18 protein-coding genes are annotated in these 16,175 nt (G+C 38.9%); 13 read left to right on the top strand and 5 right to left on the bottom strand.

Translation table 11 applies throughout. The features are described from left to right. The first annotated feature begins 182 nt into the window (after nt 1-182). Nucleotides 183-491: a hypothetical protein gene (locus ACYQ35_RS10270; RefSeq protein WP_459833112.1), complete on the top strand. Its 309-nt coding sequence runs from the start codon at nt 183-185 to the stop codon at nt 489-491. A gap of 54 nt (nt 492-545) precedes the next feature. On the opposite strand, the gene ACYQ35_RS10265 is transcribed toward ACYQ35_RS10270, so the two are convergent. The 4 genes from ACYQ35_RS10265 to ACYQ35_RS10250 all read right to left on the bottom strand — a co-directional run bounded on the left by ACYQ35_RS10265 (nt 546) and on the right by ACYQ35_RS10250 (nt 2,957). After that, a complete protein-coding gene (locus ACYQ35_RS10265) occupies nt 546-986 on the bottom strand; it encodes an aspartate carbamoyltransferase regulatory subunit (protein ID WP_009460916.1) in 441 nt (146 codons plus the stop codon). A gap of 20 nt (nt 987-1,006) precedes the next feature. Next, entirely contained in the window at nt 1,007-1,927 is a 921-nt protein-coding gene (pyrB, locus tag ACYQ35_RS10260; RefSeq protein ID WP_009460917.1) for an aspartate carbamoyltransferase, read from the bottom strand. A gap of 9 nt (nt 1,928-1,936) precedes the next feature. Continuing rightward, complete coding sequence (locus tag ACYQ35_RS10255) at nt 1,937-2,473, bottom strand: nitroreductase family protein (protein WP_009460918.1); 537 nt, start codon at nt 2,471-2,473, stop codon at nt 1,937-1,939. A 103-nt stretch (nt 2,474-2,576) separates the two neighbouring features. Then, complete coding sequence (locus tag ACYQ35_RS10250) at nt 2,577-2,957, bottom strand: putative ABC transporter permease (protein ID WP_459833106.1); 381 nt, start codon at nt 2,955-2,957, stop codon at nt 2,577-2,579. 84 nt (nt 2,958-3,041) lie between these two features. On the opposite strand from ACYQ35_RS10250, the gene pheA reads away from it, so the two are divergent. The 5 genes from pheA to ACYQ35_RS10225 all read left to right on the top strand — a co-directional run bounded on the left by pheA (nt 3,042) and on the right by ACYQ35_RS10225 (nt 9,211). Beyond that, complete coding sequence (pheA, locus tag ACYQ35_RS10245; protein ID WP_009460919.1) at nt 3,042-4,169, top strand: prephenate dehydratase; 1,128 nt, start codon at nt 3,042-3,044, stop codon at nt 4,167-4,169. Nucleotides 4,170-4,279: 110 nt separating this feature from the next. Further along, a complete protein-coding gene (locus ACYQ35_RS10240) occupies nt 4,280-4,789 on the top strand; it encodes an RNA polymerase sigma factor (protein ID WP_009460920.1) in 510 nt (169 codons plus the stop codon). After that, the gene (locus ACYQ35_RS10235; RefSeq protein ID WP_009460921.1) at nt 4,773-5,291 is read left to right on the top strand and encodes a DUF4367 domain-containing protein; all 519 of its coding nucleotides are present in this window, start codon (nt 4,773-4,775) and stop codon (nt 5,289-5,291) included. The genes ACYQ35_RS10240 and ACYQ35_RS10235 overlap by 17 nt, the downstream gene beginning before the upstream one ends. Nucleotides 5,292-5,343: 52 nt before the next feature. Next, a complete protein-coding gene (locus ACYQ35_RS10230) occupies nt 5,344-7,713 on the top strand; it encodes a transglutaminase domain-containing protein (protein WP_459833096.1) in 2,370 nt (789 codons plus the stop codon). 19 nt (nt 7,714-7,732) lie between these two features. Continuing rightward, nucleotides 7,733-9,211: a DUF6612 family protein gene (locus tag ACYQ35_RS10225; RefSeq protein WP_459833092.1), complete on the top strand. Its 1,479-nt coding sequence runs from the start codon at nt 7,733-7,735 to the stop codon at nt 9,209-9,211. Nucleotides 9,212-9,230: 19 nt separating this feature from the next. On the opposite strand, the gene ACYQ35_RS10220 is transcribed toward ACYQ35_RS10225, so the two are convergent. Beyond that, the gene (locus ACYQ35_RS10220; protein ID WP_009460924.1) at nt 9,231-10,964 is read right to left on the bottom strand and encodes an Rqc2 family fibronectin-binding protein; all 1,734 of its coding nucleotides are present in this window, start codon (nt 10,962-10,964) and stop codon (nt 9,231-9,233) included. 148 nt (nt 10,965-11,112) lie between these two features. On the opposite strand from ACYQ35_RS10220, the gene ACYQ35_RS10215 reads away from it, so the two are divergent. The 7 genes from ACYQ35_RS10215 (at nt 11,113) to ACYQ35_RS10185 (ending at nt 16,175) form a co-directional block, all read left to right on the top strand. Continuing rightward, complete coding sequence (locus ACYQ35_RS10215; RefSeq protein ID WP_009460925.1) at nt 11,113-11,991, top strand: YicC/YloC family endoribonuclease; 879 nt, start codon at nt 11,113-11,115, stop codon at nt 11,989-11,991. Between the two features lie 12 nt (nt 11,992-12,003). Then, the gene (gene gmk / locus ACYQ35_RS10210) at nt 12,004-12,636 is read left to right on the top strand and encodes a guanylate kinase (RefSeq protein WP_009460926.1); all 633 of its coding nucleotides are present in this window, start codon (nt 12,004-12,006) and stop codon (nt 12,634-12,636) included. Nucleotides 12,637-12,640: 4 nt separating this feature from the next. After that, entirely contained in the window at nt 12,641-12,883 is a 243-nt protein-coding gene (rpoZ, locus tag ACYQ35_RS10205) for a DNA-directed RNA polymerase subunit omega (RefSeq protein ID WP_009460927.1), read from the top strand. 61 nt (nt 12,884-12,944) lie between these two features. Beyond that, nucleotides 12,945-14,267, top strand: a complete 1,323-nt coding sequence (gene rimO, locus ACYQ35_RS10200; protein WP_009460928.1) for a 30S ribosomal protein S12 methylthiotransferase RimO — start codon at nt 12,945-12,947, stop codon at nt 14,265-14,267. Further along, nucleotides 14,267-14,812, top strand: a complete 546-nt coding sequence (gene pgsA / locus ACYQ35_RS10195) for a CDP-diacylglycerol--glycerol-3-phosphate 3-phosphatidyltransferase (protein ID WP_009460929.1) — start codon at nt 14,267-14,269, stop codon at nt 14,810-14,812. The genes rimO and pgsA overlap by 1 nt, the downstream gene beginning before the upstream one ends. A 1-nt stretch (nt 14,813) precedes the next feature. Further along, entirely contained in the window at nt 14,814-15,287 is a 474-nt protein-coding gene (locus ACYQ35_RS10190; protein WP_009460930.1) for a CinA family protein, read from the top strand. A 195-nt stretch (nt 15,288-15,482) separates the two neighbouring features. Next, nucleotides 15,483-16,175 (top strand): iron-sulfur cluster assembly scaffold protein, encoded by a 693-nt coding sequence (locus tag ACYQ35_RS10185; RefSeq protein ID WP_009460931.1) that lies wholly within the window; start codon nt 15,483-15,485, stop codon nt 16,173-16,175.

Here is a 16,175-nt window from a genome sequence, read left to right as displayed (position 1 = left end):
TGTGAGACCTCATTCAACGAATAACTATATGACACCAATGGAGTTTCGATATAGAGCATGATTTCCGAACAAAGTGTTACCAAAAAGCTTGACCAGTACACAGTGCGGAAAACCATTCGGAAGGTAAAGAATTAGAAATACCGTTTTACTATTATCAGTATGAAAACGGTAAAGTAAAATATTTGTTTGAACAAAAGATGCCACAGTCTAACGGACTTGTCGCAAATAAAAACGACATCTTGTTTGGAGTTCAGTCAGATGTGAACGGAGACAGCGTATATCGTTATAATCTGAAGGAAGATAAGACGGAGAAAGTAAAGGGCTTGGAACGATTGGATAAAGTTTTCTATTTAGACGAAGCGAGCGAGTATTTATATAAATTCAACGGTAAAATCGGTAAAGTCGATTTAAAAACGGGAGAAGAGGAATGGCTGGATAACCAGTTTAAAGAATACTATTTTACAAATTACAGATTGGTAAAAGAACAGTAAAGTAAAAATAGAAGTTATAAAGCGGGAAAAAACTTTATAACTTCTATTTTTGTATTATTTTCTATGATATTTTTCTTCACAGTATTTACAACGGTATTCCTGTGTTTCCTCATCTGTCAGAACAAAAACATGGTCAAGTTCCTGTTCGATAGAAGTGATACAGCGAGGGTTTTTACATTTGATTACGTTTGTGATTTCTTTTGGAAGTTCCAAACGTTTTTTCTCAACAACTTTATCATTCTGAATAATGTTGATTGTAATATTGTGGTCGATAAAACTTAAAATATCTAAATCAATAATATCAATCGGACATTCGATTTTCATAATATCTTTTTTGCCCATTTTACTGCTTTTTGCGTTTTTGATAATGGCAACACAACAGTCTAGTTTATCTAATTTTAAGTAACGGTAAATATCCATACTTTTTCCTGCTTGGATATGGTCGAGTACGAAACCTTCTTCAATGGAACTTACGTTAAGTGTATTCTTTGTCATAATGGTTCTCCTTATCGTTTTTAAGAAACTTTGATTTCCAGCAATGTTAAAATTAATGCCATACGGACATATACGCCATACTGTGCCTGTTTGAAATAAATGGCACGAGGGTCTTTGTCCACTTCAACAGCAATTTCATTTACCCTTGGAAGCGGGTGAAGAACGAGCATATCGTCTTTTGCCAATGCCATTTTTGCAGCGTCCAAAATATAGAAATCTTTCATGCGGACATAGTCTTCTTCGTTGAAGAAACGTTCTTTCTGCACACGAGTCATATAGAGTAAATCCAGTTCGCCCATAGCGTCCTCCAAGCGTACCACTTCTTTGTAGGGTATATTGTGTTTGTCCAAAACATCTTTGCGGATATAACTTGGAAGTCTGAGTTCTTCAGGAGAAATCAGTACAAATTTCACATTTTCGTAGCGCACAAGTGCATGAATTAAAGAGTGTACCGTACGTCCGAATTTTAAGTCACCGCAAAGTCCGATAGTGATGTCGTGTAAACGTCCTTTTTCGGAGCGGATAGTAAGTAAATCTGTTAATGTCTGTGTAGGGTGCTGATGTCCGCCGTCCCCTGCGTTGATAATCGGAATAGTAGAGTGCTGGCTTGCAACCATAGGAGCACCTTCTTTTGGGTGACGCATGGCACAGATATCGGCATAGCAGGCAATCATTCGGATTGTGTCTGATACGCTTTCTCCTTTTGTAGCGGAACTGGAATCAGCAGAAGAAAATCCGAGTACATTTCCACCTAAATTCATCATAGCTGCCTCGTGGCTTAATCTTGTTCTTGTACTTGGCTCGTAGAATAAAGTGGCAAGTTTTTTCCCTTCGCAAGCATGGGCATATTTTTCAGGGTGAGCCTCGATGTCATTTGCCAAATCTAAAATTTCATCAATTTCCTCTACGGATAAATCCAATGGGTTTAATAAATGTTTCATAAATTCCTCCTACTTGTATGTTAATAAATCTTCGACACTTTTTCTCTTTGGAACGACAGGTTCAATGTCAGGATAACCGATAGCGATAAGAGCAACCAATTCCTGCCCTTCCGGAATATCCAGTAACTCGGTTACACCGTCCTCATCGAAAATTCCCATAATAACCGTACCAAGTCCTGCATCGTGTGCTGCAAGACAAAAAGACTGACAGGAAACACCTACATCAAACATTTGCCAGCGGTCGCCTTTCTTTGTCGTAAATGAACCGTCCCGCTCAAAACCGCAGCGACCCGTTACCATTGTCACTGCAATTAACATTGGTACTTGCCGAATTGTATTTGCATTATATTCTGGGGTGAAATCGGTGACGATTTTGTTGATGATAGATGTGTCTTCAATCGCTATGTAGCGTGTAATCTGTGTATTCTTCCAAGAGGGAGAATAAGAAGCAGTGGAAATAATTGATTCCAATAAAGAGTGATCCACTTTATCGGATTTATATTTGCGAATGCTTCTTCGAGATTTGATACATTCCACAGTGTTCATGATAATGTTCCTCCTATGTGAAAAGTTTTATATATCATATAATAAAATAAAAAGATTTTCAACAGGTCAGGACAGGAATTATGAAAAATTTCCTGTCCTGTTTCTATCTGTTCAAAAGTTTTTCGTATAGAAGTCCGACCCCAAACCAAAGGGGAGCATAGTCCAAACGAATTAGCCCTTTAATATTTAATTTGGCATCAGTGTAATCCCACGGACAGGCATCATATTTCTTTAGAAGAGAGCCTGTCAAAAATTCGCAGAAGAAAATGCAAAACGTATAAATACCACCTCGAATCAGTATGCTTTTTCTTTTGAGAAATCTGCAAAGTGGGGATAGAAACCCTGCCAGACTATAAATGGGAAACATCCAGATAGATGTTTTTCCAATCAGTTTTGGATCTTTGCGGCATAATGAATGTATGGAAGTAAAGATGATTTCCATGCACCAGCCGACTGTTCCACATAAGATAAATTTATTTTTCATAGGGAAAGTATTGCCGTAAAAGATAGATTTTAAACCCGATGTATATTATAATAATCAAATAATAAATAAAAAGAGGTGGGACATATGTCATTACAGGAAATAAGAGAACAATTGGACGATATAGATGCACAGATTTTGGCCCTTTATGAAAGGCGAATGGAATTGTGTGAGCAGGTAGGAAATGACAAGTTGAAGACGGGAAAAAAGGTATATGATAGAAAGCGTGAGGAAGAAAAACTTGCTGTTTTAAGCGAGAAGGCATCGAATGAAAGAAACAAAAAAGGTATACGGGAGTTATTCGAGCAGATTATGTCCATGAGCAGAAAATTACAGTATCAGATTCTGGGAGAGAATGGCGTGTATGGAAAAACTGCCTTTGTTGCATTGAAAGAGTTGGATAGCAAAAATGCAAGACTTGTTTTTCAGGGAATGAACGGTGCATACAGTCAGGAGGCGCTTAGGAAGTATTTCGGTGACGGAGAAAATGTTTTCCATGTGGACACATTTCGAGATGCGATGGAGGCGATAGAAGAAGGCTCAGCGGACTTTGCGGTTCTTCCGATTGAAAATTCATCGGCGGGAGCAGTCAGTCAGGTATATGATTTACTTGTAGAATTTGAAAATTATATTGTCGGTGAAGTTGTCATTCCTATCCGGCATGCACTTGCCGGAATTCCGGGGACGACATTTTCAGATATAGAAAGAGTTTACTCACACCCACAGGGATTGATGCAGAGTGAGAAATTTCTGGCAGAACACAGAAACTGGCAGCAGATAAGCGTGGAAAATACGGCAGTGGCGGCAAAAAAGGTATTGGAGTCGGGAAAACGTACCGAGGCGGCAATCTGTAGTGAATATGCAGCAGAATTGTACGGTTTGGAAGTTTTGGCGCAGTCCATCAATCACAGTGAAAACAATTCGACAAGATTTATTATTGTGACGAACCAGAAAGTCTTTTTGGAAGGGGCGAAAAAAATAAGTATGTGCTTTGAAATTCCGCACGAGAGCGGTTCGTTATACCACTTGCTTTCCCATTTTATTTACAACGACTTGAATATGACAAAGATAGAGTCCAGACCTATAGAAGATAGAAACTGGGAATACCGCTTTTTTGTGGACTTCGAAGGAAATATGGCAGATTCTTCGGTGAAAAATGCCATTCGCGGATTGCGTGATGAAACAAGGAATTTGCGGATTTTAGGAAACTATTAAGGTGATATTGCACAAAAAACATATAAAAAGAAAAATTTGTTGTATATAATGTTGAAATTAAGTATAATACCATTATTACAAAAGAGAAAAATGTGAATGAGGAGGCTTCTATGGTAGGACAGGGCAGACAGGTTGATTTCTGTGCGGAACAGGTATTGGAACAATATGCAGACATGGTGTACAGATTGGCCATTATTCATATGAAAAATAAGGCAGATGCGGAGGACGTGTTTCAGGAAGTATTTTTAAGACTTGTTAAAAATGCGGACAAGATTTCCAGTGAGGAACATCTGAAGGCATGGCTTATTAAAGTGACGGTGAATTGCTGTAAAAAGCAGTTTGACAGTGCGTGGAACAGACATAGGGCATCTTTGGAATACGATGTGGAAGAATCCTATGAGATGGAAGAGAAAGATGAAAGTGTTACGGCAGCGGTGCAGAAACTGCCGGAAAATTATCGGACGGTTATCCATTTGTTCTACTATGAAGAATACTCCGTCAAAGAAATCAGCACAATTCTTGAACAGTCGGAGACAGCGGTAAAAACAAGGCTGTCAAGAGCGAGAGATATGCTTAGAAACTACCTGAAAGGAGAAGTTGAATATGCAGGAACAGTATAGACGTGAGATAGATAACATTCATGCTCCCAAAGATTTAATAGAGAGAACAAGGAAACAAATGGAAGCGGAGGTAAATCAGACAAAGAAAAAGCCTAAGAAGCCGATTTGGATTGGAACGGCAGTTGCAGCCTGCATCTGTATAACGGTTTTAGGCGGATATTTCTATATAGGGAAGATAAGGACAAATATAGATATACAGAATGTTTCCTTTGAAGAAACTTCCGATTGGGAGACAGGACTTTCGCTTGGAGGAAGGCAGGACGGCGAAAGCGAGAAAACAACAAAAATTGAGTGGGAAGAATTGGAGGGGAAAGAAGATATACCTGAAGCGGTGCTGAAAGTGAAACCGAGCAAAATACATGGGAAAAGCATTTATATTTGCAAAGAGAAGGGGACGGACAATTATTACGCCGCTTACGAAAAGGGAGACAATTATTTTTATATTTACGGTAAAAATATAACTGAAAAAGAATTTCTTACATTTTTAGAGAAAATCCTGTAACCTTTTTCAAAGTGCCGGGGTATTATTGTTATAAAGCAAGGAGGAAGTGCTTATGAAGAGAAGAAAAGTAACAAGTATCTGTTGTGCGATATTGACGTTTTCATTACTGTTGACAGGCTGCCGGACAGAGCAAAAAAGTAATAAAGATGCAGGCAAAACCAAAGCACAGATGACAACATCAAAACAGTTATCGGCAAAGATAAAAGAGAAATATGCGGACTCTGAGAAATACATCTATAAAGACACGATAGAAGATGTTAAAAGAAATGAAAAGATTCCGGTTCAGTTTGGATTTGATATTAAAAACGGACAATTTAAAAATTATACGGAACTGGTAGCGGTTTATCAGGATCCTGAATTGACACAGAGAGTCGGAACGCATTTTGAGTGGGACGCAGAATCACAGATGTTGAAAATTAAACCTCCACGCTGGTCTACGGCACAAATCAGCGTAACATCAAAACAGGTGGAAGAACAGAAGGACCTGATTTTCGGATATGATAAAGTTTCCAATGTTCTCTTTGACAAAGATGAGTTTGAGGATTGGGGAAATTTATCTCAATACTATATGGCGCTTTATGTGAATCCTAAAAATGGAGAAAAATTAGAAAAACCGATTGTCACTCCGTTTACAATCAAGCATGAAATAAAGAAAGCGCCGGAAGTAAAATTCAGAGTCAACGAAGAAGGAAAACCTGAATTTTACTGGGAGAAAATAAAGGGAGCGAAAGCCTACTATGTCGTTCAGTATGATTATGATGAAGAACACGGTTACAGTATGGTAGGAATGACGAGAGGAATAACGGATAAGACATCGTGGTCACCGGACAGCAATGTTATGTTCAATACATTTACCGTTGCAGAGGTATCCAGAAATGAAAAATGGGTTGTAGACAAGTACGGACAGGGAACAGGGCCTGTTGTTACTGACCGTGATTTAAAGGAACAGAAATACTGTGTTGTGGCAGTAAATGAAGACGGGACTTCTGCCATTAGTGATTCTTTCAGCAAACATCAACTGGCTAAGATGATAGCAAGCAATGTTGAAGGAAAGAAGTCGAGAGAAGAGGAAGGCTCACGATACGCAAAAAGTTTTAACGAACTTCCGTCTTATGCGTGGGTAACAATGTGTGACGGGCGTCTCGTTCAGAAACTGATTACATATGATATAGAAAATGCGAAAGAAAAGACGGAGACATGGGGACAATATGAGAAGGAAGATATGTCTGATTTGAAGAACGTTCAGGTCGACATTGTAAAAATTCCGTATCAGATTGAGGGAACGCCGTTTAAAGATGTGGCCGTAGTGGAACAGTATGATAAGGCGACGGTAAAAGCAGATTTAAAGGCGCTGAAAGAAAGACAGGATACACTTCGTACAAAAGGCGGACGTACAGATGCCAAGTTTGAAGTGGAAGATGAGAAAGAGAAAAAGTCCGAGGAAGATATTTATGCAACTGATTACGATATTACGGCAACTTCCGCACTGAGTGAATATATCGGAAGAAATATGGTTGCAGGAAATACCATGATTGATTTGTCTGATTTTAAGGAGGCAAAAGATCAGTCACAGTTACTGGACGCATGGCAGGAAGCGACTTATCAGAATCCGCTTGCGCTGGGAGTGAGAAGTGCTTCTATTGCGGGAGATTATCTTGTTGTAAAATATGATGATTCCCCGGAAGTGATGAGGAAGAAACAGGAAGAAATCGTAAAAGAAGTGAAACGGGTAGTGAAGGAAGTCGTTAAAGACGGCATGACGGAACTGGAAAAAGAGATTGCACTAAATAACTACCTCTGTGAAATTGCCAAATATGACGATAATGCGCTGAAAAATGCAGAAAAGAATAATTTCAGGAAAGTGGATAAAGAGTTTAACGATTCGTTTACACCGTATGGTGTGTTAATCAACAAGAACGGTGTATGTGCAAGTTATGCAGGCGCATACAAACTTCTCGCACAGGAAGCAGGGTTGGAATGTATTGTTGTAACGGGATATTTGGAAGGAAATCTTCCACATGCATGGAACAAAGTAAAAGTTGACGGACAGTGGCAGATTGTAGATCCTACTAACAATGACAACGAAATTTTATATAATGCTTTGTTGAACCTGCCGAATGCAGAGGCAGACAGAGTTCTTGTGGAAGATGATAAATACTTAGTAAATTCTGCGATTGCAGATTATACGGCAAAAGAAGATAAAAAAGAATACTACCACATCAATAATAAATATTTTGAAAAAAATGCAATTGCAAATTCCCTGACAAAAGAAGTGGGAACGAATGGAAAAGCGACGCTTAGAACGGACTACGGACTTACGGAAGAAGAATTTAAACAAATTGCAGGTCAGGTTGTAACCGGACTTGGAAATAATCAATTGCAGGGTACTTATTGGTTGGGAGTTATCCATATCACAAAATAGTCAAAGGAGGACGAGGATTATGAAGAAAAGAATGAAGAAATTAGCCACATTGGGAATTGTGGCAATGATGGTAATGGCAATGGCAGCAGGTTGCGGTAAAAAGGCAACTCCGGAATCTTTGCTGACAGATATGAACAAGAAGTTGAAAGATATAAAATCAACAGAGGCTAACATGGTTTTAAACATGGAAATGTCACAAGAAGGGCAGACTGCTGAGATGAACATAGAAATGGAAGCAGAAACCATTATGAAAACAGGTGAAAGTCATACAGAAGGCGAAGTCGGCATGAAAATCATGGGACAGAGCGCTTCCACTGAGGTGGAAAGTTATGTGGTAAAAGAAGATGATGATTACATCAATTACATCAATCAGGAAGGGAAATGGAAAAAAGAAAAAATAGATGAAGATGAAATGACAAAAGCGTCAACAGATTTATTTGACGAGTTTGGAGAATCTTTTGAAAAGTTTAAATTAAGTGAAGACCTTGTGAAAGTAAACGACAAAGAATGTTTTGAATTGAAAGGTAAAGTCAGTTCAGAAATTATGGAATATATGTTGAGCAGTGATATGTCTAAAGAGGCGGACTTAGATAAATATCTTTCAGGTGAAGATGAGGATATAAAAGTACCTTGTACACTGAGTATTTACAAAGACAAAATTCTTCCTGCAAAAATCACATTGGGTATGAAAGAAATTTTCGGCAAAATGAGTGAAACAACAGGAATGGATATTGAAAAATTCAAACTGGAAGTAAGTTATGATGATTTTAACAAAGTGAAAGAAATTGAAGTGCCGAAAGATGTCTTAAAAGAGACGGAAGGATTTGGAAGCGGTTTAGATCTTGACGATGACGATTTTGAATCTAATGAAAAAGATGATGATAATCAGAGCAGCAGCGGAAGCGCAAATACGAATGTATCAGATGCAGTTGATATGACAAACACAACAATTACATCTCCTGCACCATTGAATAAATGGGTAAAGACAACACGCTATGCTACAGAAGATAAAGTGTATCACACGGTTTATGTAAGAATAAACAAAGTTACAACGATGAGCGAGGACGCTAACTATGTAAATCAGGCAATTCAGCAGCATAACCAGTTTGGCACAAGAAAAATCGATGTAAATCAGATGAAATTGCCTTCAGATGTAGAGTTATGTGTATTTGATTACGAGGTAATGGTTCCAAAAGAATTTCCGGCTCCGGATTACGGAATGGTAGAGCCTGACATCAGTTTTACTGCTAAAAATGTAAAAGGCGGCGGAGTTCCTAGTGCAGACGGAACACAGACATATATTGGTCTTGGAAGCGTTACAGAGATGAAAGTACGAAGCGATGAAGAAAAATTCTATCCGGGAAATACTTATAAAATGCGTGGCTGTTTCTCAATGGTAAAGGGATTTAAAGATTATGCTTTTGAAGCAACAGCATATCCTGAGGGACAGAGTACATCAGGCGGAACATTATTAAAAGGATACTGGGCAGGACATTAAAAAGAAAACGGAGCGGGTTTTAAACCTGCTCCATTTTTGATATATCGGAATCAATGATAAGGGAATAGTTTGTATGATAGATAACAAATCCCGGTTTTGCCTGTGCCGGTTTTTTCACATGTTTTTTCTCAATATAATCAATTTCCACTTTTTCATTTCCACGGTTTTTAGAATAATAAGCGGCGAGTCGTCCCGCTTCCTCGAAAGTGCGGTCAGGAAGTTCTTCGCCATTTGTCTTTACGATGACATGAGAACCGGGAACACCTTTTGCGTGGAACCACCAGTCGTTTCCGACGGCGAAATGAAAGGTTAGTTCTTCGTTCTGCATATTGTTTTTTCCTACATAAATATGGAAACCGTCACTGGAAATATAGTGAAGCGGTTTGTTTGTGATTTTCACCTTTTTTTTCGTAAACTTTCGTCTTACATATCCTGACTCAATTAACTCTTCTTTAATCTGCAGAAGATCATTTTCGCTTAATGCGATATCAAGAGCGTTGCTCACCGATTCCAGATAAGTGATATCATCTTTTGTCTCTTCGATAAGTTCACTCAGCGCCTCAAAAGTACGCTTTTGTTTATTGTATTTGTCGAAATATTTCTGTGCATTTTCCATCGGTGTTTTCGTTGTGTCAAGCGGAATGGTAATCATCTCGTTTGTATAATAGTTGAGTGCTTCCAACTGTTTTGCACCTTTTTCTACATTATATCCATAAGTGTGGAGAAGTTCACCGTACACTTTGTATTTTTCACGGTTCTCCGTATCCCGAAGCTGCTTTGTCTGTAAAGCGTATTTTTTGCGGTTTCTCTCCAACGCAGTCTGCACGACACGGCGCAAGTCGGAAGATTTCTGCCGGATACGGGTGATAGTATTTTTTGTGGAATAATACGTTTCCAGCAGTTCGGAAACGGATTCAAAAGATTTCACCGCATATTGGCTGTAATGTGAAATAGGAAGGCAGGAAAATTCAACGGGTTCCTGTCCCCGATAGTAGATGGCAGGGTGAAAATCTTTTTCTTTTACCGAATCAAAATAGAGCGAAAACTGATTGAAAAAATGCAGCAGCATATCATCTGACAACTCCCGCGGTGTTATCTCGGAAGGAATTCCTGATAAATGACATATTTCCTCTGCGACAATAGGGCTGATTCCCGTAAAGGAAGTATAAACTGCCTTGCCAAGAGGCATCGGTTTATCCGTTAATATAGTACGAAATTCTTCTTCGGTTACGGTGAGGGGGTTATGTCTCTCCATTGTGTCCGGAATAAAATAAGGGCGCCCCGGAAGAACTTCACGAACAGAACTCATTTGTGCGGAAACGTGTTTGATACTGTCGATAATCATTCCCTTATCGTTGCAGAAAATGATGTTGCTGTGTTTCCCCATAATTTCTACAATCAATTGCTTTTTACATAAGTCGCCGAGTTCGTCCAAATGCTCAATCTCGAAACAGATGATTCTCTCCAGTTTTGGCTGATATATATTTGTAATTCGTCCGTTATTTATATGTTTTCTTAAAAGCATACAGAAGTTTGGCGCAGTCATCGGACTTGGTTTATTTGTGTCTGTCAGATAAATTAAAGGAAGTGATGCACTTGCCGAAATATAAAGTCTTCTCTGCCCTGTTGGCGTCTTTATGGTCAAAAGCAGTTCATCGGCTTCCGGCTGCGCGATTTTGTTGATTCTTCCGTCTTTTAGTGTTGTATTTAATTCCTGTATAATAGTTGAAATGGTAATTCCATCGAAAGCCATAAGTATAATCCTTTCTGCTGTTAATTAAATATTTACTGATTTAGTATAGCATGACTTTATTCATCAGTAAATGAATTGACGATACTTTCCAAATAGATTATAATGGAAAACAGTAATGCAATAGAATAAACGATAAGAGGGTAATAGAATGATAAAAAGCATGACAGGTTTCGGAAGATGTGAGATTTCTGAAGCGGAGCGTAAATTTACGGTAGAATTAAAGGGGGTAAATCACAGATATTTAGATGTGAATATCCGTATGCCGAAAAAATTGAATTTTTTTGAAGCGTCCATTCGTAATCTGTTGAAAAAATACGCACAGAGAGGGAAAGTGGATATTTTTATTACATATGAGGACTTTTCAGAGAATCAGGTTTCTTTAAAATATAATGAAACATTGGCTGAAGAGTACTTGAAATATTTTAAACAGATGGAAGAAAAATTTTCTTTGGAAAATGATATTCGGGTATCCACGCTTTCACGTTATCCGGAAGTACTTACGATGGAAGAGCAGATGATTGATGAGGAAGAATTATGGAATGTGCTTAAGAAAGCGCTTGAAGGAGCATTTTCGCAATTCGTTTCCACAAGAATTACAGAGGGGGAAGCGTTAAAGAAAGACCTTCTTGCAAAACTGGACGAGATGCTTTTACTTGTGGATAAAGTGGAAGAACGCTCACCGGAAATCGTTGCTGAGTATAGAGAAAAATTAGAGATGAAAGTAAACGAACTGTTGGCAGATACGCAGATAGAGGAGTCGAGAATTGCCTCCGAGGTAGTGCTTTTTGCAGATAAAATTTGTACGGACGAGGAGACGGTCAGACTTAGAAGCCATATTGAGCATATGAAAAACACTTTGGAAGAGACGGAAGGGATCGGAAGAAAACTTGACTTTATTGCTCAGGAGATGAACCGTGAGGCAAATACGATTTTGTCTAAGGCAAATGATTTGGAAGTGTCTAACTATGCGATTGATTTAAAAACAGGCATAGAAAAAGTGAGAGAGCAAATTCAAAATATCGAGTAAAGGAAGAGAAAGATGAAGAGAAAAGGTATTTTAATTGTCGTATCCGGTTTTTCGGGAGCAGGCAAGGGAACATTGATGAAAGAACTTTTAAAGCAGTACGATAACTACGCGTTATCTATATCGGCTACAACGAGAAAAGCGCGTGAGGGAGAGGAAGATGGAAGAGAATATTTCTTTAAAACTGTTGAAGAGTTTGAAAAAATGATTGCGAAAGATGAATTAATAGAGTATGCTAGATATGTAGGTAATTATTATGGCACTCCGCGTGCTTATGTTGAAGAACAGTTAGAAGCCGGTAAAGATGTTATCTTAGAGATAGAGATTCAGGGAGCGTTAAAGGTAAAAGAAAAGTATCCTGATACACTGCTTCTTTTTGTTACTCCTCCAAGTGCGAAGGAACTGGAGAGACGTTTGGTAGGGCGTGGAACAGAGACAATGGAAGTGATAGCTTCACGCATGAAACGTGCTACGGAAGAAGCGGAGATAATGAGTGCTTACGACTATATTGTCGTAAATGATGAATTGGATATTTGCGTGAAGGAAACGCATAATATTATACAGAGCGAACATAACAGAGTATTTCGCAACAAGGATTTTATGAATCAAATAGAAGAAGAATTAAAAGGAAAATCGAAAGGAGAATAAGATTATGTTACACCCATCATATACAGATTTGATGAAAGTAGTAAACCAAGATGTAGAGGAAGGTGCAACAAAGATTGTAAACAGCCGTTATTCTATCGTGCTTGCTACATCTAAAAGAGCAAGACAGTTAATTGACGGAGATACACCTTTAGTTCATACAAAAGACGGAGAGAAACCGTTATCAATTGCCATTGATGAATTGAACAATGGAAAGATTAAGATTATTGCAGAAGATTCAGAACAATAAGAAAAGCAAAGGGCAGATGCCATGGAGGTATCTGCCCTGTTAGGTATAGAGGAGAAAACGAATGAACATATTATTTATTTCACTTGGGTGCGATAAAAATCTGGTAGATACGGAAGTAATGCTGGGATTGCTGGCTTCAAAGGGGCATCAGATGGTCAATGATGAAATGGAAGCCGATGTTATTGTAATTAATACGTGCTGCTTTATTCACGATGCGAAAGAAGAGAGTATTCAAAACATTTTAGAGATGGCAGAGTTGAAAAAAGAGGGGCGTCTGAAAGCGCTAATTGTGACCGGGTGTCTTGCGCAGAGGTATAAAGAAGAAATTATCGAAGAGATTCCGGAGGTAGATGCGGTTCTCGGTACAACTTCGTATGATAAAATATTGGAGGCGATTGATGAGGCGTTGGAAGGCAGGCACTGTGTGGAGATGACTGACATTGACGCTCTTCCTCTTGTGCAGTCAAATCGTCTTGTGACAACGGGAGGACATTTCGCTTATCTGAAGATTGCAGAAGGGTGTGATAAACACTGCACATATTGTATTATTCCGAAGATACGTGGAAATTTCCGAAGTGTTCCTATGGAAAGACTTTTAAAAGAAGCAGAAGGGCTGGCAGAACAGGGTGTAAAAGAATTGATTTTAGTTGCACAGGAAACAACGCTCTACGGAAAAGATATTTACGGAGAAAAATCTTTACACAAATTATTGAAAGAACTGTGTAAAGTTTCCGGCATACAGTGGATTCGTATTCTGTATTGCTATCCGGAAGAGATTACGGACGAATTGATTCAGGTAATGAAAGAGGAAAAGAAAATCTGTCATTATTTGGATTTGCCTATCCAGCATGCCAGCGATGAGATATTAAAGCGTATGGGAAGACGCACATCGAAAGCGCAGTTGAAAGAAATCATTGGAAAACTGAGGGAAGAAATTCCGGATATTACTCTTCGCACCACTTTGATTACAGGATTTCCGGGAGAAACGAAGGAACAGCATGAGGAATTGATGGAGTTTGTAGATGAGATGGAATTTGACCGCCTGGGAGTGTTCACATATTCTCCTGAGGAAGATACTCCGGCTGCCCTTATGGACAATCAAATAGAGGAAGAGGTCAAAGAGGACAGACAGGCAGAGTTGATGGAACTGCAGCAGGACATCGCTTTTGATCTGGCGGAAGATATGATCGGGAAAGAAGTGCTTGTTCTCATCGAAGGAAAAGTGGCAGATGAAAATGCCTATGTGGGAAGAACATACAAAGATGCACCGAATGTGGACGGGCTTATCTTTGTCAACACAGAGGAAGAACTGATGTCAGGAGATTTCGCAAAAGTAAGAGTGACGGGTGCATTAGAATATGATTTGATAGGAGAGATTGTATAATGAATTTACCAAACAAGTTGACAGTAATAAGAGTGATAATGATTATTCCGTTTGTTGTATTTATGTTAAATACAGGCATTGCGGGTGACGCAAGTAAATGGATTGCAGTCGGTATATTTATTGTGGCAAGTCTCACGGATTTATTGGACGGAAAGATTGCAAGAAAATATAATTTAGTTACAAATTTTGGAAAGTTTATGGATCCTCTTGCAGATAAACTGCTCGTCGGGGCGGCAATGATCTGTTTAGTTGAAATGGGGAGACTTCAGGCATGGATTGTCATTATTATCATCAGCCGCGAGTTTATTATAAGCGGTTTCCGTCTTGTGGCTTCCGATAATGGTATTGTTATTGCGGCGAGTTACTGGGGGAAATTTAAAACAACATTCCAAATGCTTATGATTATTTTCCTAATCATTGACTTAGGCGGAGTGTTTGCTACAGTGGAAACAGCATTGATTTATATTTCCCTTGCACTCACAATTATTTCCCTTATAGACTATATTGCCAAAAATAAACAGGTATTGACACAGGGTGGTATGTAAAATGGATTTAGAAGAAATTATCGTGCAGAAACTGACGGAAAAAAAGTGGAAAATTACTACTGCGGAATCATGCACGGGTGGACTGCTGGCAGGAAGAATTTTAAATGTGTCAGGGGCGTCCTCTGTATATGAAGAGGGGCATATTACTTACTCGAATGAGGCGAAAGAAAAGATTTTAAATGTTTGCCACGATACGTTGGAAAAATATGGTGCAGTCAGCGCTGAGACAGCTAAAGAAATGGCTGTCGGGGCGGCGGCAACTGCCAACGCAGAGGTGGCGCTCAGCACAACGGGAATTGCAGGTCCTACGGGTGGGACAAAGGATAAACCGGTCGGGCTGATTTATATTGCCTGCTATATTTTAGGGCAGGTGTACAGTAAAGAATTGCGGCTAAAAGGCACGAGGGAAGAAAACCGTGCGGAGACTGTGGAGGAGGCATTAAAACTGTTTCTTGACAGTCTTCCGGAACAATAAAAACAGTATAGTCATATTCAACAATGATTTATAAAAATAAGACAAACTATAGCGTAGATTGTCGAATTATAAAAAAATGTGAAAAAGATATAGACTAAAAGTTAAGTTTGTGAGAAAATAAAGACATATATGGTGTTAAAGATATAACGAACACTGTTAAAGAAAAAATCATACAGAGTTGAAAGGAGTTTTATCATGATTTATTCACATGAAGTACAAACAATGTGTCCAGTTGCTCAAGGCGTTAATCACGGACCAGCTCCAATCCCAGAAGAAGCAAAATGGGTAAAAGCAAAAGAAGTAAAAGATATTTCAGGTTTAACACACGGTGTAGGCTGGTGTGCACCTCAGCAGGGAGCCTGTAAATTAACATTAAACGTAAAAGAAGGTATCATTCAGGAAGCATTGGTAGAAACTATCGGCTGTTCAGGAATGACTCACTCAGCAGCAATGGCTTCTGAAATTCTTCCGGGAAAAACAATCTTAGAAGCATTGAACACAGACTTAGTTTGTGATGCCATCAACACAGCAATGAGAGAATTATTCTTACAGATCGTTTACGGACGTACACAGAGTGCATTCTCAGAAGATGGACTTCCGGTAGGAGCAGGTCTTGAAGATTTAGGAAAAGGACTTCGTTCTCAGGTTGGTACAATGTACGGAACATTAGCAAAAGGACCTCGTTATCTTGAAATGGCTGAAGGTTATGTAACAGGTATCGCTTTAGATGAAAACGATGAAATCATCGGATACCAGTTCGTAAGTCTTGGAAAATTAACAGACTTTATCAAAAAAGGCGATGACCCTAACACAGCATGGGAAAAAGCAAAAGGACAGTATGGTCGTGTTGCTGATGCTGTTAAGATTATCGATCCAAGAGCAGAGTAA

The organism is Faecalimonas hominis, from assembly GCF_054660755.1.
Note: the sequence above shows the minus strand (reverse complement) of the source record. Positions and strands in the feature narration are given on the sequence as shown.

Bases quoted from the DNA above. Each gene is read 5' to 3' on its own strand.
- pyrB (WP_009460917.1), bottom strand. From the start codon at position 1,927: ATGAAACATTTATTAAACCCATTGGATTTATCCGTAGAGGAAATTGAT.
- ACYQ35_RS10220 (WP_009460924.1), bottom strand. From the start codon at position 10,964: ATGGCTTTCGATGGAATTACCATTTCAACTATTATACAGGAATTAAAT.
- ACYQ35_RS10230 (WP_459833096.1), top strand. From the start codon at position 5,344: ATGAAGAGAAGAAAAGTAACAAGTATCTGTTGTGCGATATTGACGTTT.
- pheA (WP_009460919.1), top strand. From the start codon at position 3,042: ATGTCATTACAGGAAATAAGAGAACAATTGGACGATATAGATGCACAG.
- rpoZ (WP_009460927.1), top strand. From the start codon at position 12,641: ATGTTACACCCATCATATACAGATTTGATGAAAGTAGTAAACCAAGAT.
- ACYQ35_RS10240 (WP_009460920.1), top strand. From the start codon at position 4,280: ATGGTAGGACAGGGCAGACAGGTTGATTTCTGTGCGGAACAGGTATTG.
- ACYQ35_RS10235 (WP_009460921.1), top strand. From the start codon at position 4,773: ATGCAGGAACAGTATAGACGTGAGATAGATAACATTCATGCTCCCAAA.
- ACYQ35_RS10265 (WP_009460916.1), bottom strand. From the start codon at position 986: ATGACAAAGAATACACTTAACGTAAGTTCCATTGAAGAAGGTTTCGTA.
- pgsA (WP_009460929.1), top strand. From the start codon at position 14,267: ATGAATTTACCAAACAAGTTGACAGTAATAAGAGTGATAATGATTATT.
- ACYQ35_RS10215 (WP_009460925.1), top strand. From the start codon at position 11,113: ATGATAAAAAGCATGACAGGTTTCGGAAGATGTGAGATTTCTGAAGCG.
- gmk (WP_009460926.1), top strand. From the start codon at position 12,004: ATGAAGAGAAAAGGTATTTTAATTGTCGTATCCGGTTTTTCGGGAGCA.
- ACYQ35_RS10185 (WP_009460931.1), top strand. From the start codon at position 15,483: ATGATTTATTCACATGAAGTACAAACAATGTGTCCAGTTGCTCAAGGC.
- ACYQ35_RS10225 (WP_459833092.1), top strand. From the start codon at position 7,733: ATGAAGAAAAGAATGAAGAAATTAGCCACATTGGGAATTGTGGCAATG.
- ACYQ35_RS10255 (WP_009460918.1), bottom strand. From the start codon at position 2,473: ATGAACACTGTGGAATGTATCAAATCTCGAAGAAGCATTCGCAAATAT.
- ACYQ35_RS10190 (WP_009460930.1), top strand. From the start codon at position 14,814: ATGGATTTAGAAGAAATTATCGTGCAGAAACTGACGGAAAAAAAGTGG.
- rimO (WP_009460928.1), top strand. From the start codon at position 12,945: ATGAACATATTATTTATTTCACTTGGGTGCGATAAAAATCTGGTAGAT.
- ACYQ35_RS10250 (WP_459833106.1), bottom strand. From the start codon at position 2,957: ATGAAAAATAAATTTATCTTATGTGGAACAGTCGGCTGGTGCATGGAA.